At 61.2% G+C, this 22,233-nt stretch carries 24 protein-coding genes; 8 read left to right on the top strand and 16 right to left on the bottom strand.

All coding sequences use genetic code 11. The features are described from left to right. Window positions 1–14 precede the first annotated feature (14 nt). The 8 genes from msrQ to AC1DVM_RS13945 form a co-directional block, all read right to left on the bottom strand. On the bottom strand, window positions 15–653 hold the full coding sequence (gene msrQ, locus AC1DVM_RS13980) for a protein-methionine-sulfoxide reductase heme-binding subunit MsrQ (protein ID WP_477255077.1): 639 nt from the start codon (window positions 651–653) through the stop codon (window positions 15–17). Further along, window positions 653–1,597 (bottom strand): protein-methionine-sulfoxide reductase catalytic subunit MsrP, encoded by a 945-nt coding sequence (msrP, locus tag AC1DVM_RS13975; protein ID WP_477255075.1) that lies wholly within the window; start codon window positions 1,595–1,597, stop codon window positions 653–655. Before msrP ends, msrQ begins: the two co-directional genes overlap by 1 nt. Window positions 1,598–1,709: 112 nt before the next feature. Further along, a complete protein-coding gene (locus tag AC1DVM_RS13970) occupies window positions 1,710–2,396 on the bottom strand; it encodes an N-acetylmannosamine-6-phosphate 2-epimerase (RefSeq protein ID WP_477255073.1) in 687 nt (228 codons plus the stop codon). 10 nt (window positions 2,397–2,406) lie between these two features. Further along, complete coding sequence (locus AC1DVM_RS13965) at window positions 2,407–3,249, bottom strand: carbohydrate ABC transporter permease (RefSeq protein WP_477255071.1); 843 nt, start codon at window positions 3,247–3,249, stop codon at window positions 2,407–2,409. Next, window positions 3,246–4,178, bottom strand: coding sequence for a carbohydrate ABC transporter permease (locus AC1DVM_RS13960; RefSeq protein WP_477255069.1), 933 nt, complete (start codon window positions 4,176–4,178; stop codon window positions 3,246–3,248). The genes AC1DVM_RS13965 and AC1DVM_RS13960 overlap by 4 nt, the downstream gene beginning before the upstream one ends. A gap of 142 nt (window positions 4,179–4,320) precedes the next feature. Next, window positions 4,321–5,568: an extracellular solute-binding protein gene (locus AC1DVM_RS13955; RefSeq protein ID WP_477255067.1), complete on the bottom strand. Its 1,248-nt coding sequence runs from the start codon at window positions 5,566–5,568 to the stop codon at window positions 4,321–4,323. A 76-nt stretch (window positions 5,569–5,644) separates the two neighbouring features. Beyond that, on the bottom strand, window positions 5,645–6,361 hold the full coding sequence (locus AC1DVM_RS13950) for a hypothetical protein (protein WP_477255065.1): 717 nt from the start codon (window positions 6,359–6,361) through the stop codon (window positions 5,645–5,647). Window positions 6,362–6,597: 236 nt separating this feature from the next. Then, window positions 6,598–7,161, bottom strand: a complete 564-nt coding sequence (locus tag AC1DVM_RS13945; protein ID WP_477255063.1) for a TIGR00645 family protein — start codon at window positions 7,159–7,161, stop codon at window positions 6,598–6,600. 209 nt (window positions 7,162–7,370) lie between these two features. Between AC1DVM_RS13945 and AC1DVM_RS13940 the strand changes: the two genes are divergently transcribed. Together AC1DVM_RS13940 and AC1DVM_RS13935 are read left to right on the top strand one after the other, a co-directional pair. Continuing rightward, complete coding sequence (locus tag AC1DVM_RS13940; protein WP_477255061.1) at window positions 7,371–7,613, top strand: hypothetical protein; 243 nt, start codon at window positions 7,371–7,373, stop codon at window positions 7,611–7,613. 101 nt (window positions 7,614–7,714) lie between these two features. Continuing rightward, a complete protein-coding gene (locus AC1DVM_RS13935) occupies window positions 7,715–8,647 on the top strand; it encodes a dihydrodipicolinate synthase family protein (RefSeq protein WP_477255059.1) in 933 nt (310 codons plus the stop codon). A gap of 10 nt (window positions 8,648–8,657) precedes the next feature. Here AC1DVM_RS13935 and AC1DVM_RS13930 read toward each other — a convergent pair whose 3' ends face one another. From AC1DVM_RS13930 to AC1DVM_RS13895, 8 genes are all read right to left on the bottom strand, one after another. Beyond that, entirely contained in the window at window positions 8,658–8,867 is a 210-nt protein-coding gene (locus AC1DVM_RS13930; RefSeq protein ID WP_477255057.1) for a hypothetical protein, read from the bottom strand. A 187-nt stretch (window positions 8,868–9,054) separates the two neighbouring features. After that, a complete protein-coding gene (locus tag AC1DVM_RS13925; RefSeq protein WP_477255055.1) occupies window positions 9,055–9,294 on the bottom strand; it encodes a hypothetical protein in 240 nt (79 codons plus the stop codon). A gap of 36 nt (window positions 9,295–9,330) precedes the next feature. After that, window positions 9,331–10,080, bottom strand: a complete 750-nt coding sequence (locus AC1DVM_RS13920; RefSeq protein WP_477255053.1) for a proteasome-type protease — start codon at window positions 10,078–10,080, stop codon at window positions 9,331–9,333. A 50-nt stretch (window positions 10,081–10,130) separates the two neighbouring features. Beyond that, complete coding sequence (locus tag AC1DVM_RS13915; RefSeq protein ID WP_477255051.1) at window positions 10,131–10,952, bottom strand: transglutaminase family protein; 822 nt, start codon at window positions 10,950–10,952, stop codon at window positions 10,131–10,133. Between the two features lie 3 nt (window positions 10,953–10,955). Beyond that, window positions 10,956–11,900, bottom strand: coding sequence for an alpha-E domain-containing protein (locus AC1DVM_RS13910; protein WP_477255049.1), 945 nt, complete (start codon window positions 11,898–11,900; stop codon window positions 10,956–10,958). Window positions 11,901–11,925: 25 nt separating this feature from the next. Continuing rightward, window positions 11,926–13,323 (bottom strand): circularly permuted type 2 ATP-grasp protein, encoded by a 1,398-nt coding sequence (locus tag AC1DVM_RS13905; RefSeq protein WP_477255093.1) that lies wholly within the window; start codon window positions 13,321–13,323, stop codon window positions 11,926–11,928. A gap of 187 nt (window positions 13,324–13,510) precedes the next feature. Beyond that, window positions 13,511–13,909 carry a DUF930 domain-containing protein gene (locus AC1DVM_RS13900; RefSeq protein ID WP_477255047.1) on the bottom strand — a complete coding sequence of 133 codons (399 nt, stop codon included), beginning with the start codon at window positions 13,907–13,909 and terminating at the stop codon, window positions 13,511–13,513. Window positions 13,910–13,999: 90 nt separating this feature from the next. After that, window positions 14,000–14,923, bottom strand: coding sequence for a LysR family transcriptional regulator (locus AC1DVM_RS13895; protein WP_477255045.1), 924 nt, complete (start codon window positions 14,921–14,923; stop codon window positions 14,000–14,002). A 141-nt stretch (window positions 14,924–15,064) separates the two neighbouring features. Here AC1DVM_RS13895 and AC1DVM_RS13890 point away from each other — a divergent pair, with 141 nt between their 5' ends. The 6 genes from AC1DVM_RS13890 (at window position 15,065) to AC1DVM_RS13865 (ending at window position 22,187) form a co-directional block, all read left to right on the top strand. After that, on the top strand, window positions 15,065–17,035 hold the full coding sequence (locus AC1DVM_RS13890; protein ID WP_477255043.1) for an AMP-dependent synthetase/ligase: 1,971 nt from the start codon (window positions 15,065–15,067) through the stop codon (window positions 17,033–17,035). Beyond that, complete coding sequence (locus tag AC1DVM_RS13885; RefSeq protein ID WP_477255041.1) at window positions 17,032–17,832, top strand: ABC transporter ATP-binding protein; 801 nt, start codon at window positions 17,032–17,034, stop codon at window positions 17,830–17,832. The genes AC1DVM_RS13890 and AC1DVM_RS13885 overlap by 4 nt, the downstream gene beginning before the upstream one ends. Before the next feature lie 9 nt (window positions 17,833–17,841). Then, window positions 17,842–18,798 carry a branched-chain amino acid ABC transporter permease gene (locus tag AC1DVM_RS13880; RefSeq protein WP_477255091.1) on the top strand — a complete coding sequence of 319 codons (957 nt, stop codon included), beginning with the start codon at window positions 17,842–17,844 and terminating at the stop codon, window positions 18,796–18,798. Window positions 18,799–18,808: 10 nt separating this feature from the next. Beyond that, window positions 18,809–19,894, top strand: a complete 1,086-nt coding sequence (locus AC1DVM_RS13875) for a branched-chain amino acid ABC transporter permease (RefSeq protein ID WP_477255038.1) — start codon at window positions 18,809–18,811, stop codon at window positions 19,892–19,894. Between the two features lie 63 nt (window positions 19,895–19,957). Then, window positions 19,958–21,277: an ABC transporter substrate-binding protein gene (locus tag AC1DVM_RS13870; RefSeq protein ID WP_477255036.1), complete on the top strand. Its 1,320-nt coding sequence runs from the start codon at window positions 19,958–19,960 to the stop codon at window positions 21,275–21,277. Between the two features lie 67 nt (window positions 21,278–21,344). Continuing rightward, complete coding sequence (locus AC1DVM_RS13865) at window positions 21,345–22,187, top strand: ABC transporter ATP-binding protein (RefSeq protein ID WP_477255034.1); 843 nt, start codon at window positions 21,345–21,347, stop codon at window positions 22,185–22,187. Window positions 22,188–22,233 lie beyond the last annotated feature (46 nt).

The raw sequence follows: 22,233 nt of genomic DNA, 5'->3' as shown, positions 1-22,233 counted from the left end.
ATTCGGCCGCACCATCAAGCCGGGCGGCGCCTGGGCTGCGTTCTTTTGACGAGGGAGCGGAGCGCGCGGTATCCCAGCAGGACCGCCACGATCGCCGCGTAGACGAGGGGTTCGGGCGGCCAGGATTTCACCACGAGAAGGAAATGCAACACCGCTCCGATGGCAGCGAGATAAACCAGTTTGTGCAGCCGCGCCCAGGCCTGCCCCCCCAACCGGCGGATCGACGCGTTGTTGGACGTGACCGCGAGCGGGATGAGTATGACGAAAGTCGCCATGCCGATGGTGATGTACGGGCGCTTCACGATGTCGGCGAAAATGGCCGCGAAATCGAGACCCTGGTCGAGGACCAGATAGGTCGTGAGATGCAGCGCCGCGTAATAGAATGCCAGCAGGCCAATGGCCCGGCGATATCGCAGGAGGTTCACGTTGAGGATCTGCCGCAGCGGGGTGACCGCGAGCGTGGCGATGAGAAAACGCAAAGCCCACAAGCCGAGTGACTGCTCGAGATACCGCATTGGATCGGCGCCGAGCCGATCGTTGACGCCCTCGTAGAACAGCCAGACCGCCGGGATGAGGCCGACGATATAGACGGCCAACTTTGGAATCTGCGGAAGCGCGAACTTCGCAGCCTGCTTCTGGCTCTGCATCCGCATCAGTAGAACTTCTTCAGGTCCATGCCCGCATAGAGTTGTGCAACCTGTTCGGCATAGCCGTTAAACATGAGCGTCGGCCGTCGTTTGACAAAAAGGCTGCCCTCGCCGATTCGCCGCTCGGTTGCCTGAGTCCAGCGGGGATGGTCCACCGCTGGGTTCACGTTCGCGTAGAAGCCATACTCATCCGGCGCCTGCCGGTTCCAGGAGGTCGGTGGCTCCTTTTCGACGAAGCTGATCCGGCTGATGGATTTGATGCCTTTGAACCCGTATTTCCAAGGGACGACCAGCCGGATCGGCGCGCCGTTCTGGTTCGGGAGCGTCTCGCCGTAGAGGCCGACCGCCAGGATGGCGAGCGGGTTCATCGCTTCGTCAAGACGAAGCCCTTCGACGTAGGGCCAATCCAGCACGGGGAAGGCCGATTGGAGGCCCGGCATTTCCTGGGGCCGGGAAACGGTCTCGAACGCCACGAATTTGGCGCTTCCCTGCGGTTCGACTTTTTTGATGAGGTCGGCGAGCGGGAATCCGATCCACGGGATGACCATCGACCATCCTTCGACGCACCGCATGCGGTAGATGCGCTCCTCGAGCGCAGAGCCCTTCATGAGTTCGTCGAGACTATATTCGGCCGGTTTTCCGACAAGGCCGTCGACCTTGACGGTCCAAGGCGACGTCTTGAGGGTGTGGGCGTATTTGGCCGGCGCCGCCTTGTCGACGCCGAACTCGTAATAATTGTTGTAGCTCGTCGCGTCCTCGCGGCTCGTGACTTTCTCGTCGGTCGAGAACCGGCCCTTGATCGCGGAGAGAGGGGCGGCCTCAACAGCGCCTGCCAAACCGGCGGAGAGCCCCAGACCGGCAGCACCGCCGATCCATTGCCTGCGGTTAAGATAAACCTCCCGAGGCGTGATCTCGGAGGGCGCTATGTCGGCGGAAGGACGGATCAGCACGGCAGAACCTCACGGGAGTGGCTATCTGCATTGGGGTACACCCGACACGGCGGGGCGTACCTTCACGTTTACGTTATATCCCCTATGGGAAATCTCAAAGAATTGCGAGGGGTCAGGACGCCGCCAGCGAAGCCGCGGCCGCCTCCACGAATTTTTTCGTGATGTCCCTCGGATTGGTGATGGCCGTTCCCACCACGACGGCGTGGGCACCGCGCCTGAATGCCTCGCTCACCAATTCGGGCGTGTCGAAGCGGCCTTCCGCCACCACCGGTCCGTCGATCGCCGCAACTAGGGCGGACAAAAGGCCAAGATCCGGGCCCAGATCCTTGCGATCCGCCGTCTCGGCCGTGTAGCCCGACAGGGTCGTGGCGACATAGGTCGCGCCGGCAGCGTGGGCCGCCCGCCCCTCGTCGAGGGTAGAGACGTCTGCAAAAACCTCGCGCTGCAGCTCTTGCCGAATGCGGGCAATCAGCCGGTCGATGTCCTCGCCATCCCTGGGACGCCGGGTTGCGTCGATGCCGATGATGTCGGCGCCGGCATGGGCGATCCGCGAGGCGGCCGCGAAATTCGGGGTGATATGGACAGGGAAGCGATCGTCCCACACCTTGTCGATGCCGATGATCGGGTGCGTGCTGATCGCCCGGATCGCCGCCACGTCCTCCGGTCCGTTGGCCCGGAAACCGGCCGCCCCGCCCGCATTCGCAGCCCGGGCCATCGCCGACATGAAGACGGGCCCGTGGAGCGGATTGTCGGCACGCGCCTGACAGGAGACGATGAGGGAACCCCGGGGGATCAACATGAGACGTCTCCTATTTCACCGCACCGGCGGTCATGCCCTGGATGAACTGGCGTGACAACGCGATGTAGAGAAGTGTGATGGGCGCTGCCGCGATCGTGAGGCCGGCAAACAGCATTCCCCAATCGGTGGTGTATTCGCCCATGAACGTAGTCAAGCCCTGCGGCAGTGTCTTGTAGGCATCGGTCTGGATGAAAACGAGCGGAAAGAAGAAGTCGTTCCAGATCGGCACCGCATTCTGAATCGCTGCGATCGCCATGGGCGGAATCGCAAGCGGCAGCATCACCGACCACATGATCCTGGGTTCCGACGCCCCGTCGATGCGGGCGGCATCTTCCAGCTCCGCCGGCAGGGAGCGCAGAAAGCCTGCCATGATGAAGACGGCCGACGGCAGCCCGATGGCCGCGTAGGTGACGATGAGGCTCCATCGGCTGTCCAGCAGACCGAGGTCCCGCAGCAGAATGAAGAGCGGGATCACTGCGAGTTTCAGCGGAAGCATGAGGCCGGCGAGGAAGAACAGCAGAATGAAAGTGTTGGTGCGCGATTCGTATCGAGCGATGGCATAGCCCGCCATGGTGCCGAGCACGAGGATCAGAACGATGGACGAGCCCGTGACGATGATCGAGTTCATGAAATAGGTCGGCATTGACGTCTCGCCGAGCACCCTACGGAAGTTCTGGATCTGCGTGAAATCCGGTAGCGCAAACGGATGTTCGAAGATCTCGGCCGTGCCCTTGAAGGCCGAAAAGATCATCACGACCACCGGGTAGAGCATGATGAAAGAGTTCGCGATCAGGACGATCTGAACCAGAAACGTGAATGAGATCGGGCGTGCGGCGGCGGATTTGGTTTTCAAAACTGGATCTCCCGCCGGCGTAGCCACAAGGTCAACATCGACGCGGAAATAACGATGAAGAAGAAGATCAAAGTCGCCAGTGCGGAGCCCTGACCGAAATTCTGTATGCTGGCACTCTGGTTGCCGAAGGCGGTTCGATAAAACACGAGGCCTAGCACATCGGTGTTGCCGAACGGCGATCCGTCGAGCCCCGCCATCACATAGGGGATTTCAAACCAATTGAATGCGCCGATGAAGAGCAGCGTGAACAGGATCGTGGTGCTGGGCGCCACGAGGGGCCAGATGATGTTTTTGAGGAGCTGCCACTCGTTCGTGCCGTCGAGACGAGCAGCCTCGATGATCTCGGTGGGAATACGCTGCATGCCGGCGAGGTAGACCAGCGTCGGAAAGCCGATGAAGTGCCATGCATTGGCGAGGATCAGCGCCCCGAGCGCGGTCGAGGGGTCGCCCAGCCATGGCTTCGCCAGCGAGTCCAGACCCACGGCAAGAAGCGCCTGATTGACGAGGCCGAAATTGGGATTGAGGAAGAGCTTCCAGAGAAAGCCCACAATAATGGTGGACAAGACCACGGGAACGAACACGGCCACCCGGTGGAAGCGGAAGCCGAAGGGCTCCTTATAGAGCAGCCAAGCCAGCAGAAAACCGCCGCCGTTCTGGATGATCATGAGGGCGATAAGTGCCTGGACGTTGTGCCAGAAAGCATTCCAGACCACCGGCGCCATGGTTGCGCCGAACAGTACCTCGCGGAAATTCGCAAGGCCGATGAACTCGCCCCGTGCCAGGCCGCGCCATTCGTAGAACGCATATGCGAACGCGGACAGGATCGGATAGACGACAAACACCGACATGAAGACGATGGGCGGCAGGACGAGAAACGCCACCCAGGAACGATGCTTCAGCGTGCGGGCCTGATGGGGCGAGACGGGCATGGCCTGAACCTTAAGGCGTGGTGCGGCGAGTGGAAGGCTGGACTGGCGATCATGCGAACAACACCTTCGGGGTGGGCATTGCGCCTAAGAAATCCCAACCTGAAAAAGGACGGCGAGCGCGTGCCCGCCGCCCTCGTGACGCTTATTTCTGGAAAGGCTTGTAGTAGGTCGCGATGCCCTTGTTGATCTCCGCAGCCGCCTGTTCGGGAGTCTGCTGCCCGGCAAGCATCTTTTGCACATTGGACTGAAGCAGGACCGACCCGCTCGGCTCCTGATAGCGGAAGCGTACGAGCATCAGATAAGACATGGAGTTGTCGGCCAGCTTGGCGACTTCCTGTGTCAACGCGTCTTCGATCTTGATGCCCTTGATGGGCGAAAGATTTTTGAGCGCGTTAGTGAAGGCGGTGCCGTATTCGGGAGTCGCCAGGAAGCGCACGAATTTCAATGCCGGGTCCTTCTTTTCCGACTTGGCGTTGACCGCGTAGCCGCCATCGTAGTAGCGCGCGATCAACCGCTCGTCGCCGGCCTTCGCCACAGGAGAGGCGAAGACACCGAGATCAAGGCCTGGATTTTGCGTCTTGAAATTCGCAACCTCGAACGAGCCGCCRGCAAACATCGCGGCGCGGCCGGCCGCGAAAAGCTGCTGCGACGACGCATAATCGACACCGATGAAGTTCGGCGCAAAATATTGGCTGACGTCTTTTAGCTTCGAGAGAGCATTCACATAGCGCGGGTCGGTGAAATTCGCCTTGCCGGATGCGATGTCTTCCTCGAACTGCTTGCCGAGCATGGACGACAGCAGGGCGGCGACGATCGTTTCATTCTGCCAGGCCGTTGCTGTTCCATTGGCAAAGGGCGTGACGTTCTTTGCCTTCAGCGCCTGACTCGCTGCCATGAGCTCGTCCCAGGTCTGGGGCGCCTTTAGACCCGCATCGGCGAAGATCTTTTTATTGTAGATGATCAGCATGGTTTGCGTGGCGAAAGGCACGGCATAGACCTTGCCGTCCGAGCGCAGAGTCTCGGCCGCGAGAGCTGCCTCGGGAAAATTCGCGAGTTCGGGCAGGTTCTGCTTGTCCAGCGCCAGCAGGTAACCGGGTGTCGCAACGGTTTCGAGATTGCCGTAGGCGCGCACCTGGATGACGTCCGGACCACGCCCGGCTGCGAGTGCCGTGGAGAGGATCGTTTGGTAGTTTTCCGGTGCGTAGGTCTCGAATTTCACCGAGATCTCAGGCTCTTTCTCCTGAAATTTCTTGATGACGTCGTTGTAGAAAGCCTTGTCTTCCTGGCGCCAGCTCCAGAACGTCAGCTCGGTCTTCGCCATCGCCGCGCCGGCTGTCAGGAGATAGCCCCCCATGGCGACGCCCATCATCATCCGTCTTGTCAGTTTCATCGTCAGCTCCCTCATTGTTGAAGTCTCCTCAGTTGCACCGGGGCGAGTCGTTGAGCTCGCTTTTCCGGAATCGCGGTCATTCCCTCACATCGAGCACCAGAACCGTTGCGTCATCGTGCTTTTTAACACGCGGTCGGCCCCGCGCCATGAGGTCGCGTTCGTAACCCCGCAATTCGCCCATCAAGCTGTTGGCTTCTCCGCTCGCCAACGCGGCGTAAAGGGTGTCGTCCGTATAGGCGCCGAAGACGTCCACCAGGCGCATGAACCCATCCGTCGCGAGAACGATGGGGGCGCCTGGCGCGAGCGAGTTCTCGAAGGTGATTTCGCGAGCCCACGGCCCTTCGGGATGAACCGCCCAATAGCCATCCGGGCGATTGAGCTTCCCTCGGTTTTCGATGATCTGGAGACGGGCTGCTTCCGGCAGGGCGCCCGATTGGGGCGCGTGGGATGCGAGCGCTGCCAGCGTACGCGCCTCGAACGGCTTCGCGCGCTCATCAGTCCATCGCATGATGCCGTCGGCCGTCTTGACCAACGCCGCGACGTCGCCGAGAAAGGCGCCGCGTAAACGCAACCCGTCCTGCTCGACCGAAAGCGCCACCAATCCGAGGCAGGCGGAAGGCCCAAAATGCTCGCCGCGGTTTTGACGGGTGTTTAGGTCGTCGAAGGCCTGCCTGACGGCCGTGTCGACAAAAGGCAAGACCGATCGCAACGGAATATCGGACCCGGCGAGGCTCGCGAGGTTGGCGCTGATGGTGCCGGCAAGCCAAGCGGCATCGCTCGGTCCGGGTGTCATTTGCCGGCCCGAAACCCCCGTCGCACCGTCGACGACCCATCCAAAGGGCCCGTGCAGGCCGCACAGATCCTCATTAATGGAGGATCCGGGCTCCGAAAGCCTGGATAGGGATCGAAAACGCCTCTGAGAACCAGTTTTGCTCACGCGTAACTGGTCTCATATTGGTTGCACCCTGTCCATAGTGGTCTTACGGCGGGTCCAGAGCCATTTGCGACGCCGAGCCAGCTTTTGAGGTCCTAGTGGTGCGTCTTGTCGACCGCCGTCGACATCCTGTCCACATAGGCGATGCCGATCGCCGACAAAATGAAGACCGTATGAATGACGGTCTGCAGGATGATGCCCATCTCGGTAAAGTTCGTCTTCCCCGCGATGCCGATATTGCCCGCTTCGATGAAGGTCCGCAGGAGGTGAATGGAAGAGATGCCGATAATCGCCATGGCCAGCTTGATTTTCAGCACGCTGGCATTCACGTGGCCCAGCCATTCCGGTTGATCGGGGTGGCCGTGGAGTTGCAATCGCGACACGAACGTCTCGTAACCGCCGATAATGACCATCATCAGAAGGTTGGAGATCATGACCACGTCGATCAGTCCTAGGACCAGCAGCATGATCTGCTGTTCGGAAAAATCCACGGCGTGCGTCACGAGGTGCCAGAGCTCCTTCAGAAACAGGAACACATAGACGCCCTGCGCGACGATGAGACCGAGATACAGCGGCAATTGCAGCCAGCGGGAGCTGAAAATAAGGGCGGGCAGCGGACGGAGGGGCGACCCCAGGGCAGGCTTCGAAAGCTGAGACATGAGATGAAGGTTTCCAGGAGAATGGCGGTGGCAGCCAGATGATGTCTCAGCCCCTACACGGCTTTTGGCCGATGGTGAAGGCACCAGCCGAGGTTGCCGCGGCATCACGCGTGACTGTGTTCGCTCAGCTCCCGAAATATTGGCGAACAAGATGATTGCCCTAGGGTAATGCTCCTCTATCTTCTGCTTGCGAGAGCAGGAGGATCACGATGAAAGTCTTTGGTGCCGCTTTAATCCTATGTTTGATGGCCGGGTCCGCGTGGGCCGCCGAACCCTGCAAGGTTCAAGCGACGAGCAAGAAGCTGGCCGGCGCCGCGTTGACCAGTTTCATGACGAAATGCGAGCGGGACATGACCACGGCCTGCGACATGCAGGCCAGCGAGCGCAAAATTTTCGGAGCCGCAAAGACAAGCTTCACGAAGAAATGCGTCCAGGACTCGGTCGGGAACTAAGCTGAGACGACGGACTGGAAAATCAGCCGCTTCCTCGATCAAGCTTTTTCTTCGGCCTCAAACGTGGCATGTCCTTCACGAAATCAAACCGTGAGGAAAGAATGCCGCTCAGCCACGCCTCCGATGGTGTCTATGCCATCGCACCGACTCCGTTTCATGACGACGGCCGCATCGACGAAGTCTCGCTCGATCGGATGACCGACTTCTACGCTGAGGCGGGCTGCACCGGGATCACCGTGCTGGGTATTATGGGAGAAGCCCCCAAGCTCGACGCCCAGGAGGGATTGAGCATCGCGACTCGGATGATCCGGCGGGCAAGATCCCTGCCGATCGTCGTTGGAGTTTCATCCCCCGGATTCGCCGCCATGCGGGCGCTGACCCATCACGTGATGTCGGAGGGGGCGGCGGGCGYCATGATCGCTCCCCCGTCTCATCTGCGCACCGACGACCAGATCGTCGGGTACTTCCGACAGGCGATCGAGGCGATCGGGCCCGACGTTCCATGGGTCCTGCAAGATTATCCTCTGACCCTCAGCGTCGTCATGACTCCCGGCGTCATTCGCCGCATCGTGGAGGAAAATCCGTCTTGCGTGATGCTCAAGCACGAGGATTGGCCGGGACTTGAGAAGATATCGACCCTTCGGCGTTTCCAAAGCGAGGGGACGATGCGACCCCTCTCGATCCTGATCGGCAACGGGGCGCTTTTCCTCGATTTCGAAATGGAACGGGGGGCCGACGGCGCCATGACCGGCTACGCCTTCCCGGACATGCTGGCCGACGTGGTGCGCCTGTCCAAGGCGGGTCAGCGCGACGCTGCCCATGATCTCTACGACGCCCATCTGCCGCTGATCCGCTATGAGCAGCAGCAAGGCGTCGGATTGGCGGTTCGCAAATACGTCATGAAGCGGCGTGGGATCCTAGCCTCCGACGCACAGCGCGCGCCGAGCCTGGCCATCACCCCACGGGCCATGCAGGAGATCGAATATCTCCTCGCCCGCGTCGGACGAACCGACAAGCGAGCCCTGCTCGCCTAATCACTCTATTCTAATGGCGGTCGGACGATTTTCGCCCGACCGCGCGCCTGGCGATTTCACCGCTTAGCTTCGTGGCAAGCCTCAGGCTGAGGTTGCGATTTCTCACCGTCGTGCCGAAGCGTTTCTGGATGGTGGTTTCAAGGAAACCCACCTTGCCAGCATGAAGGTCGGCCAACCGGCGACCTTTGTCGTGGACGTCCTGCCCGATAAGGAATTGCACGGGCATATCGAGCGATTCTCACCCGCCGACAATGCGACGGCAAATTTCACAAAGTAACCCAGCGGTTGCCTGTCCGAATCGCCATCGCCGAGGACCAGAACCTGACCTAAAGGGTTGCATCGGGGATGTCGGTGGTGGTCAGCATCGACACGCAGGCTCAAGCGACCAGAGCGCAGCGAGCAATCAACTAAACGGGAAAGCCGATGCGCTGGAAGATGTAATAGCCCTGCGCACGAACCGCATCCGCGATCACGCGCTCACCCAAGACGACGGTGCCCAGCGCCACAGCGTCGGTCTTGCCGCTGAACTGCCAGATCGGGCCCTTGAGGAAGGTCGGTACAGGTCGCTCTTCGGGGACCGCACATCGGATATCCGGCTCGTCGCAGCGGCAGAAGATATTGAAACCGTGCGGGCTTTCGTTGCTCATGGAGTGACCTCCCCCGCACGAATGGCGACCCGGCGTTCAGAAGCCCTCATCCGCGTATGGTGGACGCGGAATGGCCTGATGCGCGGCGCGGAGCGCGGAAGACCAGCGGTCGCGAAGATCTCGGAAATAGGGCTCGTCCTCTTCAATGCGATAGCGGATGTCGGCACGCAGGGTGTCGCGCTTCGCCACCACGATGTCGATCGGCAATCCGACACCCAGATTGGATTTCAGGGTCGAATCCATCGAGATGAGCCCAAGCTTTAGCGCCTCGACGAGGTCGATGTCGTGCGAAACGGCACGATCCAGGATTGGCTTGCCATATTTGGGCTCGCCGATCTGCAGGAACGGCGTGTCCTCGGTCGCCTCGATGGCATTGCCCTCGGAGTAGAGCTGGTACAGCCGCATGGTGCCGTTCCCGATCTGCCCGCCGAGGAGGAGCGTCACGTCGAACGATATGTTTCGCCGCTCCATGTCGGCCCCGTCGGCCGCGTAGACCTGCCGGATCGCTCGTCCAACGAGGCGAGCGGCCCGGACCATGCTAGGGACGTTCAGGAGGGTCTCGCGCTCGCCTGTCTGCGGATCCTCGATCCCTTCGGACAAGACCGCCAGGACTGATTGACTGATCGAAAGATTGCCGGCTGTCGCAACCGTGATGACCCGCTCGCCTGCAGTTTCGAACACATGCAGCTTGCGGAAGACCGCGATGTTGTCGACGCCCGCATTGGTGCGCGTGTCGGCGATCATCACGAGACCTTCGCTCACGAGAATTCCGACGCAATAGGTCATGGGTGCCGCTCCGGGAGTTCTTTGCACGCGCTGCCCATCAGGCAATATGCTCACTGGGATTGCGACTGCGCCGCGCCTTCGATCGTCAGCGACACATGGAGGTCTTCGCGCGAGACGCCGTAATAGCTGCCGCGTACGGGTGCCGCATCAAGATAATCGAGGCCGGTCGCAAGGCGCACGTAATGTTCGGTCGCGCAAACACCATTGGTCGCATCAAAGCTGACCCAGCCCAGGTCCGGCACAAAAATCTCAGCCCACGCGTGCCCGGCACTCTGGTGGGGCTCCTCCACCTTGTGCAGATAGCCCGACACGTAACGCGCAGGCATCCCGGCATGGCGCGCGGCCGCAACGAAAATATGCGTGAAATCCTGACAAACGCCGTGTCCGGCCGCAAAAGCTTCGCCGGCCGACGTGGTGGATGTGGTTGCATCGGCGTCGAACCGCAACCGATCGCGGATGGCCCCCATCAGGGTGTGGGCCTTCTCCAGGGGGGATGAGATATGGCCGATGGCAGCCTCGGCGAATTCACGGATCGCCGGGTCGAGTTCCGTCAGGGCGCTGCCTCGCAGGTAGAAAATCTCGGGGAAGCGTTCCGGCCCACCGCGGACGATACCGTCCATGTCCGTCGTCTCCACCTCACCCACCACTTTCAGCCCGACATGGTCCAGCGGCCCGGCAGCATAGAGGCTGTGCATGATGTTGCCGTACCAATCCTCCCGCCGGATCAGCCGCGCATGGCAATCGGTCTCGATGCCCCAGGTGATGACGCGTTGTCCGTCATGGCCGCGGGGCGTGAGCCGCAGGAGCTGCATCGCCGCGTTGACGGGCTCGCTATAGGTGTAGGTGGTGTCGTGGGCGATCCGGATGCGCATCGTTCAACACAGATACTGGTTGGTGATGGATTGTCCGAGCCTGTTGTTCTCTGCGAGGAAGTCCTGCAGGAACTCGTGCAGCCCGTCCTGAAAGATGTCGTCGATCGTCCGGTTCGTCAACCGCGCATGGGCGGACCGGGCGAGCTTCTGCGACGCGCCGCTCGTGCCGTAACGGTGAGCGATATCATCGAGGTGGCTCGACAGCGCGGCGTAGCAGGCCGCCAGCGAGCGTGGCATCTCGGGTCGCAGGATCAGCAGGTCCGCCACCAGCCAGGGCCTCAGGTTCTGATGATAGACCCACTGATAGCTGACGAGCGCCGAGACCGAGCGCAGGATCGCCGCCCATTGATAATAGTCGATCCCGCCCCCCACTTCCGCATCCTGCGGCAGGAGCACGTGATATTTCACGTCGAGCACGCGCGCCGTGTTGTCGGCCCGCTCGACATAGACGCCCAGACGAGAGAACCAGTAAGCGTCGTTGCGCAACATCGTACGCATGGCCGAGCCGTCATAGCGAAGCGATGTTTCCTTGACCAGGTTGAGAAAGCGGGGCAGATCCTGAACGCGGATCTTGCGAACGCTCAACCGCCTGAGATCGAGCCAAGCGGAATTGATCGCCTCCCACATTTCCGACGTGAGCGCTCCGCGCACCGAGCGTGCATTGTGGCGGGCGGTGTCGAAGCAGCATTGGATGCTGGACGGATTAGCCTCCGAGAACGCCAGAAACTCGATGACGTTTTCGGGGGTCACCTCGTCGTAGATCTCTCGAAATTCGTCGGCGGCGCCCGCGGTTACAAGCGCAGATTCCCATTCGTTGCTGTCGATTCCATTGTACGAGAGCGGCATCGACGCCATGCGGTAGGCGACATCCAGCACGCGCGCGAGATTCTCGGCGCGCTCGACGTAGCGCGACAGCCAATAGAGACTATCCGCATCCCGGCTCAGCACGTCGCGTCTCCCTGTTGGCTTCCGCTCATTCGCTCAACACCCACGTATCCTTGGTGCCGCCACCCTGGCTCGAATTCACCACCAGCGATCCCTCCTTCAACGCGACGCGGGTCAAGCCACCGGGCACCATCCTGACGCCGTCGCGTCCGGTCAGCACGAAGGGGCGCAGGTCAACGTGGCGGGGGGCAAGGCCGCTCTCAGTAAAAACCGGGGAGGTCGACAAGGCGAGGGTCGGTTGCGCCACATAGTTCTCGGGGTTGGCGCGTATCAGATGACGGAAATGCTCGCACATCTCGGCGGTCGAATGCGGCCCCACCAGCATGCCGTAGCCCCCCGATCCATTGACCTGCTTGACGACGAGCTCCTGCAGGTTGTCCACGACATAGGACATCGCCTCGCGCTCTCGACAGCGCCACGTAGGAACGTTCTTGAGGATCGGCTCTTCGCCCATGTAGAATCGCACGATCTCGGGAACGTAGCTGTAGATCGCCTTGTCGTCGGCGACCCCGGTGCCGGGCGCGTTCGCGATGGTGACATTGCCGGCGCGATAAGCGGCGATGAGTCCGGGTACGCCGAGCGCGGAATCGGCGCGGAATACCAGCGGGTCCAGGAAATCGTCGTCGAGCCGGCTGTAGATGACGTCGACGCGTTTCGGCCCTTCGGTGGTGCGCATATAGACGACCTCGTCGCGCACGACGAGGTCGCGCCCTTCGACCAGCTCGACGCCCATGCGATCGGCCAGAAAGCTGTGCTCGTAATAGGCACTGTTATAGGAGCCCGGCGTCAACAGCACGACCACCGGGTCGGAGGGGCTCCGTTCGGGCGCTACCGATTTCAGCGTACCGAGCAACTCGTCTACGTAATTCTCGATCGGGCGGATGCGCTGCATCGCCATGAGGTCCGGAAAGAGGCGAAGCATGACCTCGCGGTTTTCCAGCATGTAGGACACCCCGGATGGGGTGCGCAGGTTGTCTTCGAGAACGTAGAAATCCTTGTCGTCGACCCTGACCACATCGATTCCGGCAACCTGCACGTAGATGCCGCCGCTGACGTTGAGCCCATTCATCTGGGGGCGGTAATGCGGGTTCTGGAAGATCAGCTCAGCCGGCACGATCCCGGCGCGAATGATCTCGCGCGCACCATAGATGTCCTTCAGGAAAAGGTTGAGCGCGCGAGCCCTCTGTTCAAGGCCGCGCGACAGGTGGGCCCATTCCCGTCCCGACATGATGCGCGGGATGATGTCGAAGGGGATCAGGCGCTCCTCCGCTTCGGCATTCCCATAGACCGCGAACGTGATGCCGACTTTTCGGAAAAGGAGCTCTGCCTCGTCGCGGCGATGTTCCAGAAGTTGCGGCGGCGCGGCATTCAGCCAGTCTTCCAGCACCCGGTACGCTTCCCGCGTACTTCCGCCCTGCCCGGTCATCTCGTCGAATATGGATCTGGACGTCACCGTTTGGCACTTCTCCCGGCAGCCCGACGAGGGGCTATCGTGCAGCCTAGAGGTACAGTTCGGCCGAACACAAGGGAAATCAGGACTGCCGCAGAGGCAGCGCCTGAACAGAAAAAAGCCAAGTGCCGTAGCGGTGGGCGGCCGCCCTATTCCCCGAAGCCTACTTCCACAAGCCGTATTCTTCCCAGTTCTCCTCGGGAATCTCGCTCCCGACCACGAAGTTGACGGAGACAGCGCTGCGCTGATCCTCGGACAGCGTGCATTCGAACTGGAGTTGGTACCAATGTCCGTTATGCCGGAAAGCCCCGCCGTTTCCGGTCACGAGGTTGTCATCGATTTCGGGGGTCTCCATGGCGTCCATCACGACTCGGTTGACCGACTTGTAGGCGCGATCGCGACGAAGCTCCTCGCCGGCCTTGATGCCGCAGACCTCCATGATCCGGGTCACCGGTTCCAGCTTGTCGAGCGCCTTTTCGACACGGTGGTTCGCGGCATGGACGGGGGCGACGGTGAGAGCAAGAAAAACGGATACGGCCTGAAAACGGGAGGCGAGAAACAAGAGACGGCTCCGATAGGAAATTGAGGAAGGAAGCGGGGTTTATCCTCAACCGTGGCCATATCATGGCTGACGGCGGAATGCTGAGCCCGGTCAACCCGCCGGGAATGCGCCGGTTCCGTCGGGCGCCGGTCCCGTCGCGCGCCTGACCATCTCGAGAAGTTTCTGGCCGAGGGGTCCCGGCGGCTGGTCGATATGCCACATGGCGCCAAAGGTCCAGCGCGCGTCGATGCGAAGATCGCTGCAATCGAGCCGCACGACGCGGCCACAGGCGAGGTCCTCGGCGAAGAACGCCTCGGTGCCGAAGCTCCAGCCCACCCCCGAGAGGATGAGTTGCCGCAGGATCAGGAGGTCGCTCACGGTCCACACATCCGTGCCGAACACGCGGCTCATCCGCTCGGTGTCGACGCTCGGGGAGCCGACATAGTACAGCTGCCGGTGCCGCGATAATTCGACAAGGGTGAAGGGCTCCTTCAGCCGGGCGAGCGGGTGATGAGGGACCGCCACGAGAATAAGCTCGATGGCGACGAGCGCCTGCCTTTCGACATCCGGCGGAACGTCGCGGATGGGTGCGAGGCAGAGATCCAGCGTCCCCGATTTCAGATCGTTCCAGAGCCGGTTGAGCGAACTGGCAAATATCTGCACTTGCACATGCGGGTGCTCGGCGCCGAAAGCGTTGAGGGCGGTCACGAGGGGTGTCACCGGAAACAGCACGTCCATGGCCAGCCGGATCCGGTTCTCTTCACCCCGTTCGAGCGCCTTGGAATGGGCAGCAAACCGACGGGCACCCTCGACCGCTGCCTGCGCTTCCCGAAACAGCGCCCGGCCATTGGGCGTCAGGCTCGGCCGCGACACGCCTCGCGTCAGCAACTGGAGCCCACAGGATTCCTCCAGACGCGTGACCGAGTAGCTGATCGTTGAGACCGCCCTGCCCAAGCGTCGCGCGGCCTCGGAGAAGCTTGAAGTTTCGGCCACGGCGATAAAAGCTGTTAGATGGTCGATCAGGTTTGGGTGCATTCGAAAGCCTCGAATGAAATCTTCGATCTTTTCGCACTTTACTGAAAGAAACGAGGAAGGTTAAGTTTTTTGCAAGAGCCCTAAGGGCCATCCGCTCCCCGAGCCCCGCTCGGCGACAGAGCGACCATGGAGGAAAGCCTGATGGCGGTTGCCGCCCGCGAAGACACTTTCCCGAAGCTCATTGCGCTGAACGCGCAAGTTCGTCCCGCGCGCATCGCCTTCCGGCACAAAGATTTCGGCATCTGGCAGAGCTGGACCTGGCACGACGTCCACGAGAACATCCGCGCCTTCGCAGCAGGCTTGCACGCTCTCGGCCTGAAACGGGGCGACAAGCTCGCGATCCTGGGCTCCAACCGTCCCCGCCTTTATTGGTCCATGGCGGCCGCCCAATGGCTCGGTGCGGTTCCGGTCCCGGTCTATTCGGATTCGGTCGCCGAGGAGATCGCCTACGTCCTCGCCCATGCCGAGGTGACTCACGCGGTGGTGCAGGACCAGGAGCAGGTCGACAAGTTGCTGTCGATCATCGAGCAGGTGCCGTCTCTCGTGCACATCCTCTATGACAAGGACAGGGGATTGCGCGACTACGACCACACGCGCCTTCACGCGCTGGATCGTCTGATCGGGCAGGGTCTTGAACTCTGCGCGCAGCAAGAGACCCGCGCGATGCTCGACCGCGAATTGCAGAATGGGAAGGGCGCGGACCTCGCCATCATTCTCTACACATCCGGCACAACCGGGCGTCCGAAAGGCGTAATGCTCACGCATGACAACGTGGTCAAAGCAGCTGAAATCGGGTGCCGGTTCGACAAACTCAGCGATGAGGACGAAATCCTCGCCTATCTGCCCATCGCCTGGGTCGGCGACCACATCTTCTCTTATGCGCAAGGAATACTCGCGGGCTTCTGCGTGAATTGCCCGGAGAGCCCCGAAACCGTCGTGGAAGACAGGCGCGAGATCGGGAGCACCTACGTGTTCGCGCCACCGCGCGTCTTCGAGAACCTTCTCACGCTTACAATGGTGCGGATGGAAGATGCGAGCGCGATCAAACGGAGGATGTTCCGATATTTTCTGGATCTCGCGAACCGGGTGGGCGAAAGAATCCTGAACGGCGACCGGAGCGTCGGCACCCTTGACCGCTTTCTCTACGGACTCGGCAATGTGCTGGTCTACGCACCTCTGCGCAACCGCTTCGGCTTTACCAAGATCAAGGTCGGCTATACGGCCGGCGAGGCCATCGGGCCGGAGCTGTTCCGTTTCTACCGTTCGATCGGTGTCAACCTCAAGCAGCTCTACGGGCAGACGGAAGCCGCCGTCTACGTGACGATGCATCCCGATGGAGAGATCCGCGCCGACACCGTTGGGCGTCCGGCGCCGCAGATCGAAATCAAGATCGATGAGAATGGCGAGGTTCTGTATCGGTCTCCCGGCGTCTTCCTGGGCTACTACAAGGACGATGAAAAGACCGCCGAGACCAAGACCAGCGACGGTTTCGTGCGCTCGGGCGATGCGGGTTTCTTCGAGCCCGGCGGTCATCTCAAGATCATCGATCGCGCCAAGGATGTCGGACGGCTGACAGACGGCTCGTTATTCCCGCCGAAATACGTCGAGAACAAGCTAAAATTCTACGCCGACATCAAGGAAGCAGTGGCTTTCGGCGATCGGCGGGACGCCGTGACCTGCTTCATCAATATCGATCTGGTGGCGGTCGGCAACTGGGCCGAGAGGAACAACATCACCTATGCGTCTTACCAGGAGCTTGCGGGCCATCCGCTGGTCTACGATCTCATCGCGCGACACGTGGACGAGGTGAACCGTTCGCTTAGCGCCGAGCCCGGAATGGGCGGCGCACAGATCCGCCGCTTCCTGATCCTCCACAAGGAACTCGACGCGGATGACGGCGAATTGACCCGGACGCAGAAGGTTCGTCGCGGCTTCATCGCGGAGCGCTACGCTCCCCTCATCGCAGCGCTTTACGACGGCACGCGTGACATCGATGTTTCAACGGAGATGACGTTCGAAGACGGGCGCAAAGGGACAATCTCTGCCCGGGTCCACATCCGCGACATGGACACCTACCCCATCACGGCGCCCACGCTGGAGAAAGCCGCGTGAAACCGATTGATCCCCCGGTCCTGCCCCAGGCAGAAATCCTGCTCGCGGTCGACAACGTCTCGCTCGCCTTCGGCGGCGTGAAGGCGCTGGCGGATGTCTCGTTCGATATTCGGAAAGGCGAAATCCGCGCCATCATCGGCCCGAACGGCGCCGGCAAGACATCGATGCTGAACTGCATCAACGGGTTCTATCACCCGACCAATGGCAGCATCACGTTCAAGGGGGAGAAGCGTCGCCGCATGCGCCCCTCCGCCGCGGCTCGCGGTGGCATTGCGCGAACCTTTCAGAACGTCGCCCTGTTCAAGGGCATGTCGACCCTCGACAACATCATGACCGGCCGCAGCCTGAAGATGCACAAAGGCTTCTTCTGGCAGATGCTCCGCTACGGCCCGGCTCTGAAGGAGGAGACCGAACACCGCCGCGTCGTCGAGGACATTATCGACTTCCTCGAAATCCAGCACATCCGGCGCACGCCCGTCGGCAAGCTGCCTTACGGCCTTCAAAAACGAGTCGAACTCGGACGCGCGCTGGCCATGGAACCCGATCTCCTCCTCCTCGACGAGCCGATGGCAGGCATGAACCTCGAGGAAAAGGAGGATATGAGCCGCTTCATCCTCGACGTGAATCAGCATTTTGGCACCACCATCGCGCTGATCGAGCACGACATGGGAGTGGTCATGGATCTGTCTGATCGTGTCGTCGTCCTCGAATATGGCCGCAAGATTGCGGACGGAACACCGCAGGAGGTGAAACGCGATGAGAAAGTCGTCGCCGCCTATCTCGGCGTGGCGCATTAGGGGGCGATGATGGGCATGCTCTACAACGTCCTGATCGACCCCTTCGTGATGATGGGCTCCGCGCCCGACCTGCTCATCCAGACCCTGTGGGAAGGCCTCGTCGCCGGTGTGCTCTATGCTCTGATCGCGCTGGGTTTCGTGCTCATCTTCAAAGCGTCGGGCGTCTTCAACTTCGCGCAAGGCATCATGGTGGTTTTCGCCGCGCTGACGCTAGTCGGGCTGCACGAAATGGGTGTCCCCGCCATATTGGCGCTCATTCTGACCATTGGAGTCATGTTCATTCTCGCCGTCACCGTCGAACGCGTCGTGCTGCGTCCCCTGGTCAACCAGCCTGACATCATCCTTTTCATGGCGACTTTCGGCCTGACGTATTTTCTCATCGGCTTCGGCGAGCTGATCTTCGGTGGAAACCCCAAGCAGATGATCGCTCAGGAGCTCTACCTGCCGCAGGGATCGACCGATCTCGACCTGATGGGCGGCCTTGTGCGGTTTCAGCATATCGATATCGCCGCCGCGGTGATCGCCTCCCTGATGATCGCCATCCTGGGAGTGTTCTTCTCGAAGACCCGGATCGGGCGCGCGTTGCGGGCGGTCGCCGATAGCCACAAGGCGGCCCTGTCGGTGGGCATTTCGCTCGGCCAGATCTGGGTGATCGTGTGGTTCGCGGCCGGGATCGTGGCACTTGTGGCCGGCATCATGTGGGGCGCCCGGTCGGATGTGTCGTTCGCGCTTCAGATCGTTGCCCTGAAGGCGCTGCCGGTGCTCATCCTCGGCGGATTCACGTCCATCCCCGGCGCCATCGTCGGGGGGCTGATCATCGGCGTCAGCGAGAAGCTCGGCGAGTTCTATTGGGGCGGTCTCGTGGGCGGCGGCATCGAGACGTGGCTCGCCTACATCATCGCGCTGCTCTTCCTGCTCTACAGGCCGCAAGGCTTGTTCGGCGACCGCATCATCGAACGGGTTTGACGGAGAGATCATGTTTTACCGCGAGGCCGGCCAGTTCAAGACGAGTTACGCGGCCGACATGGCGGTCTTCCCGCTGAAGGAGGACCGTATCGGTCTCGCGGCCATCATCGTCTGCGCTTATGCGCTCGTGCTGACCGGCAACGGCTTCCTGCTTCAGGCGGTGATGATCCCGTTCCTCGTCTTTTCCCTCGCCGCCATCGGTCTCAACCTGCTGACCGGTTATACCGGCCTGCTCTCCCTCGGCACCGGCGCATTCATGGGCGTCGGCGCCTATGCATGCTACAAGCTCACAACCGCATTTCCCGGCCTGAACATCATCATCTGCATTCTGGCGTCCGGCCTGTTCTCGGCCGCGATCGGAGTGCTGTTCGGTTTGCCTTCCCTGCGCATCAAAGGTTTTTACCTCGCGGTCGCGACCCTCGCCGCCCAGTTCTTTCTGCAATGGTGCTTCATCCGGGTCCCGTGGCTCGTGAACTACAACGTGTCCGGCGCCATAGAGGCGCCCTTGCGCACCCTATTCGGCATTCCGGTGGTGGGCGCCACGGCAACCCCTGAGACGCGCTATCTGGTGGTCCTGACCCTGGTGATCGGCCTCACCTGGGTGGCCTCGAACCTCGTCCACGGCCGCCTTGGCCGGGCCTGGATGGCGGTTCGCGACATGGACATCGCCGCTGAGCTCATTGGAATCCGCCTTCTGAGAACCAAGCTTTTGGCCTTCGCCGTCTCGTCTTACTATTGCGGCGTTGCCGGCGCCCTTATGGTTTTCCTGTGGTATGGCGGCGCCGAATATGACGTCTTCAACATCAACCAATCGTTCTTCATTCTGTTCATGGTGATCATCGGCGGGCTGGGCAGTATCATCGGCTCCTTCATGGGTGCCGCGCTCATCTTCATCCTGCCGATCGTGCTGGGCATCGTCATGCCCGCGATGCTCAGCCCCTTTGGAATCACCATCACGGCAGCGACGGTTGAGCATCTGCGCTTCATGATCGTCGGCGCCCTCATCATTTTCTTCCTGATCGTCGAACCGCACGGATTGGCGCGGCTCTGGCAGATCGGAAAACAGAAGCTTCGTGTCTGGCCGTTCCCTTATTGAGCGGCGGAGGATGAAGACAACAACCGGCGCGGAGAAGCCGGAAACATTACGGAGGAGACTGCCATGTCGAAGATGAAGTCGTTTGCCCTCGGGGCGATCGCCTGCGCGCCGATGCTATCGGCCCCGGCCTTCGCCCAGGATTCGATCTACGTTCCCCTGCTCACCTATCGCACCGGTGCCTTCGCCGGGTCCGGCATCCACATCGCGGACGGAATGCGCGACTACCTCACCATGCTCAATGAGCGCGATGGTGGCATTGGCGGCGTCAAGCTCGTTCTCGAAGAATGCGAGACCGGCTACGACACCAAGAAGGGCATCGAGTGCTACGAGGCTGTGAAGTCCAAGAACCCGGTCGTGATGAACCCGTGGTCCACCGGCATCACGCTCCCGCTCATTCCACGCGCGGCCGTCGACAAGATCCCGATTCTGTCCATGGCGTACGGGCTTTCGGCCTCGGCCGACGGACAAACGTTTCCGTGGGTGTTCAATCCGCCTGCCACCTATTGGGACGGCCTGTCTCAGGTCATCAGCTATATCGGCAAGCAGGAGGGTGGTCTCGACAAGCTGAAAGGCAAGAAGATCGGCTACATCTTCCTCGATGCCGGATACGGCCGCGAGCCAATTCCGCTGCTCGAGCAGCTTGCGAAGGATTACGGCTTCGAGGTTAAGTTCTATCCCATCGCCGCGCAGGACATGCAGAACCAATCCTCGCAATGGCTGAACGTCCGCCGCGACAAGCCCGATTATATGGTGCTGTGGGGCTGGGGCGCGATGAATGGGGCGGCCGTCAAGGAAGCGGCGCGGACCGGCTATCCGATGGACAAGTTCTATTCCGTGTGGTGGCCCGGCGACGACGATCTGCGCGCGACAGGCGAACCGGCGAAGGGCTTCAAGAGCCTCAACTGGCACTCGGCAGACGGCAATTACGCGGCCCTGGCCGACATCAAGAAACACGTCGTCGACAAGAAGCTAAGCCAGGCCAACCCCGAGAAGGTGGGCGAGGTTCTCTACAATCGCGGCGTCTATAACTCGATGCTGATCGCCGAGGGCATTCGCAATGCCCAGAAGGTGACGGGCAAAAAGGTCGTCACCGGGGAGGATGTGCGACGCGGTCTCGAGAGCATGAATCTCGATGCCGCTCGCCTGAAGGAGATGGGCATGGAAGGGTTCGCCCAGCCCATCAAACTCACCTGCGCCGACCACAACGGCCATTTGTCGACCTTCATGCAGCAATGGGACGGCAAGAAGTTCGTGAAGATCTCCGAACCGATCCCCCCGATGACCGACAAGGTGCAGCCGCTGCTCGACAGCGCCGCGAAGGATTACGCGGAAAAGAACGCCGGATGGCCCAAGCGCAGCGAGGCCTGCGACAAGGCTTCGTAACCGGACAAAGGTCGCGCGGCGGAATCTTCGCCGCGCGGCCTTCACCTTCGACACATGTGGAGCCGAGATGTCCCAGACGATGCCCACACCAGCGAGTGCCGCCTCACCGGAGGCCGTTCTCGTCGTCAATAACATCGAGGTGATCTACGACCACGTGATCCTCGTGCTCAAAGGCGTGTCGTTGAGCGTTCCCCAGGGCGGCATCGTGGCGCTCCTGGGCGCCAACGGCGCGGGCAAGACCACCACGCTGAAAGCCATCTCGAACCTCTTGCACGCCGAGCGGGGCGAAGTCACCAAAGGATCGGTGGTCTTCGAAGGGCAGCGCATCGACAAGCTGTCGCCCAACCAGGTCGTGCGCCGCGGCTGCATTCAGGTGCTGGAAGGACGGCATTGTTTCGGGCATCTGACCATCGAGGAAAACCTCTTGACCGGCGCCTTTACGCGCCGTGACGGAAACGCGGCGATCAAGGCGGATCTCGAGGGCATCTACGATTACTTTCCGCGCCTCCGTCAGCGACGACATTCCATGTCCGGCTACACTTCGGGCGGCGAACAGCAGATGTGCGCCATCGGACGAGCCATGATGAGCCGGCCTAAGATGATCCTGCTCGACGAGCCCTCCATGGGCCTCGCGCCTCAGGTCGTGGAGGAAATTTTCGAGATCGTGCAGAAGCTGAATACCACGCAGGGTGTCAGCTTCCTGCTGGCCGAACAGAACACCAACATGGCGCTGAAATACGCGACCTACGGCTATATCCTCGAAACCGGCCGGGTCGTGATGGACGGCCCGGCCGACAGTTTGCGCGAGAACGAGGATGTGAAGGAATTCTACCTCGGAGTCTCCGACGGCTCGCAAAAGAGTTTCCGCAATGTCAAAAGCTACAAGCGGCGCAAACGCTGGCTTGCCTGAGGTTCTGGCGGCGTCCAGGAATGTGTGAGCGATGACTCAATTTTTC

It is taken from the genome of Microvirga sp. P4_A5 (genome assembly GCF_056402495.1).
Note: the sequence above shows the minus strand (reverse complement) of the source record. Positions and strands in the feature narration are given on the sequence as shown.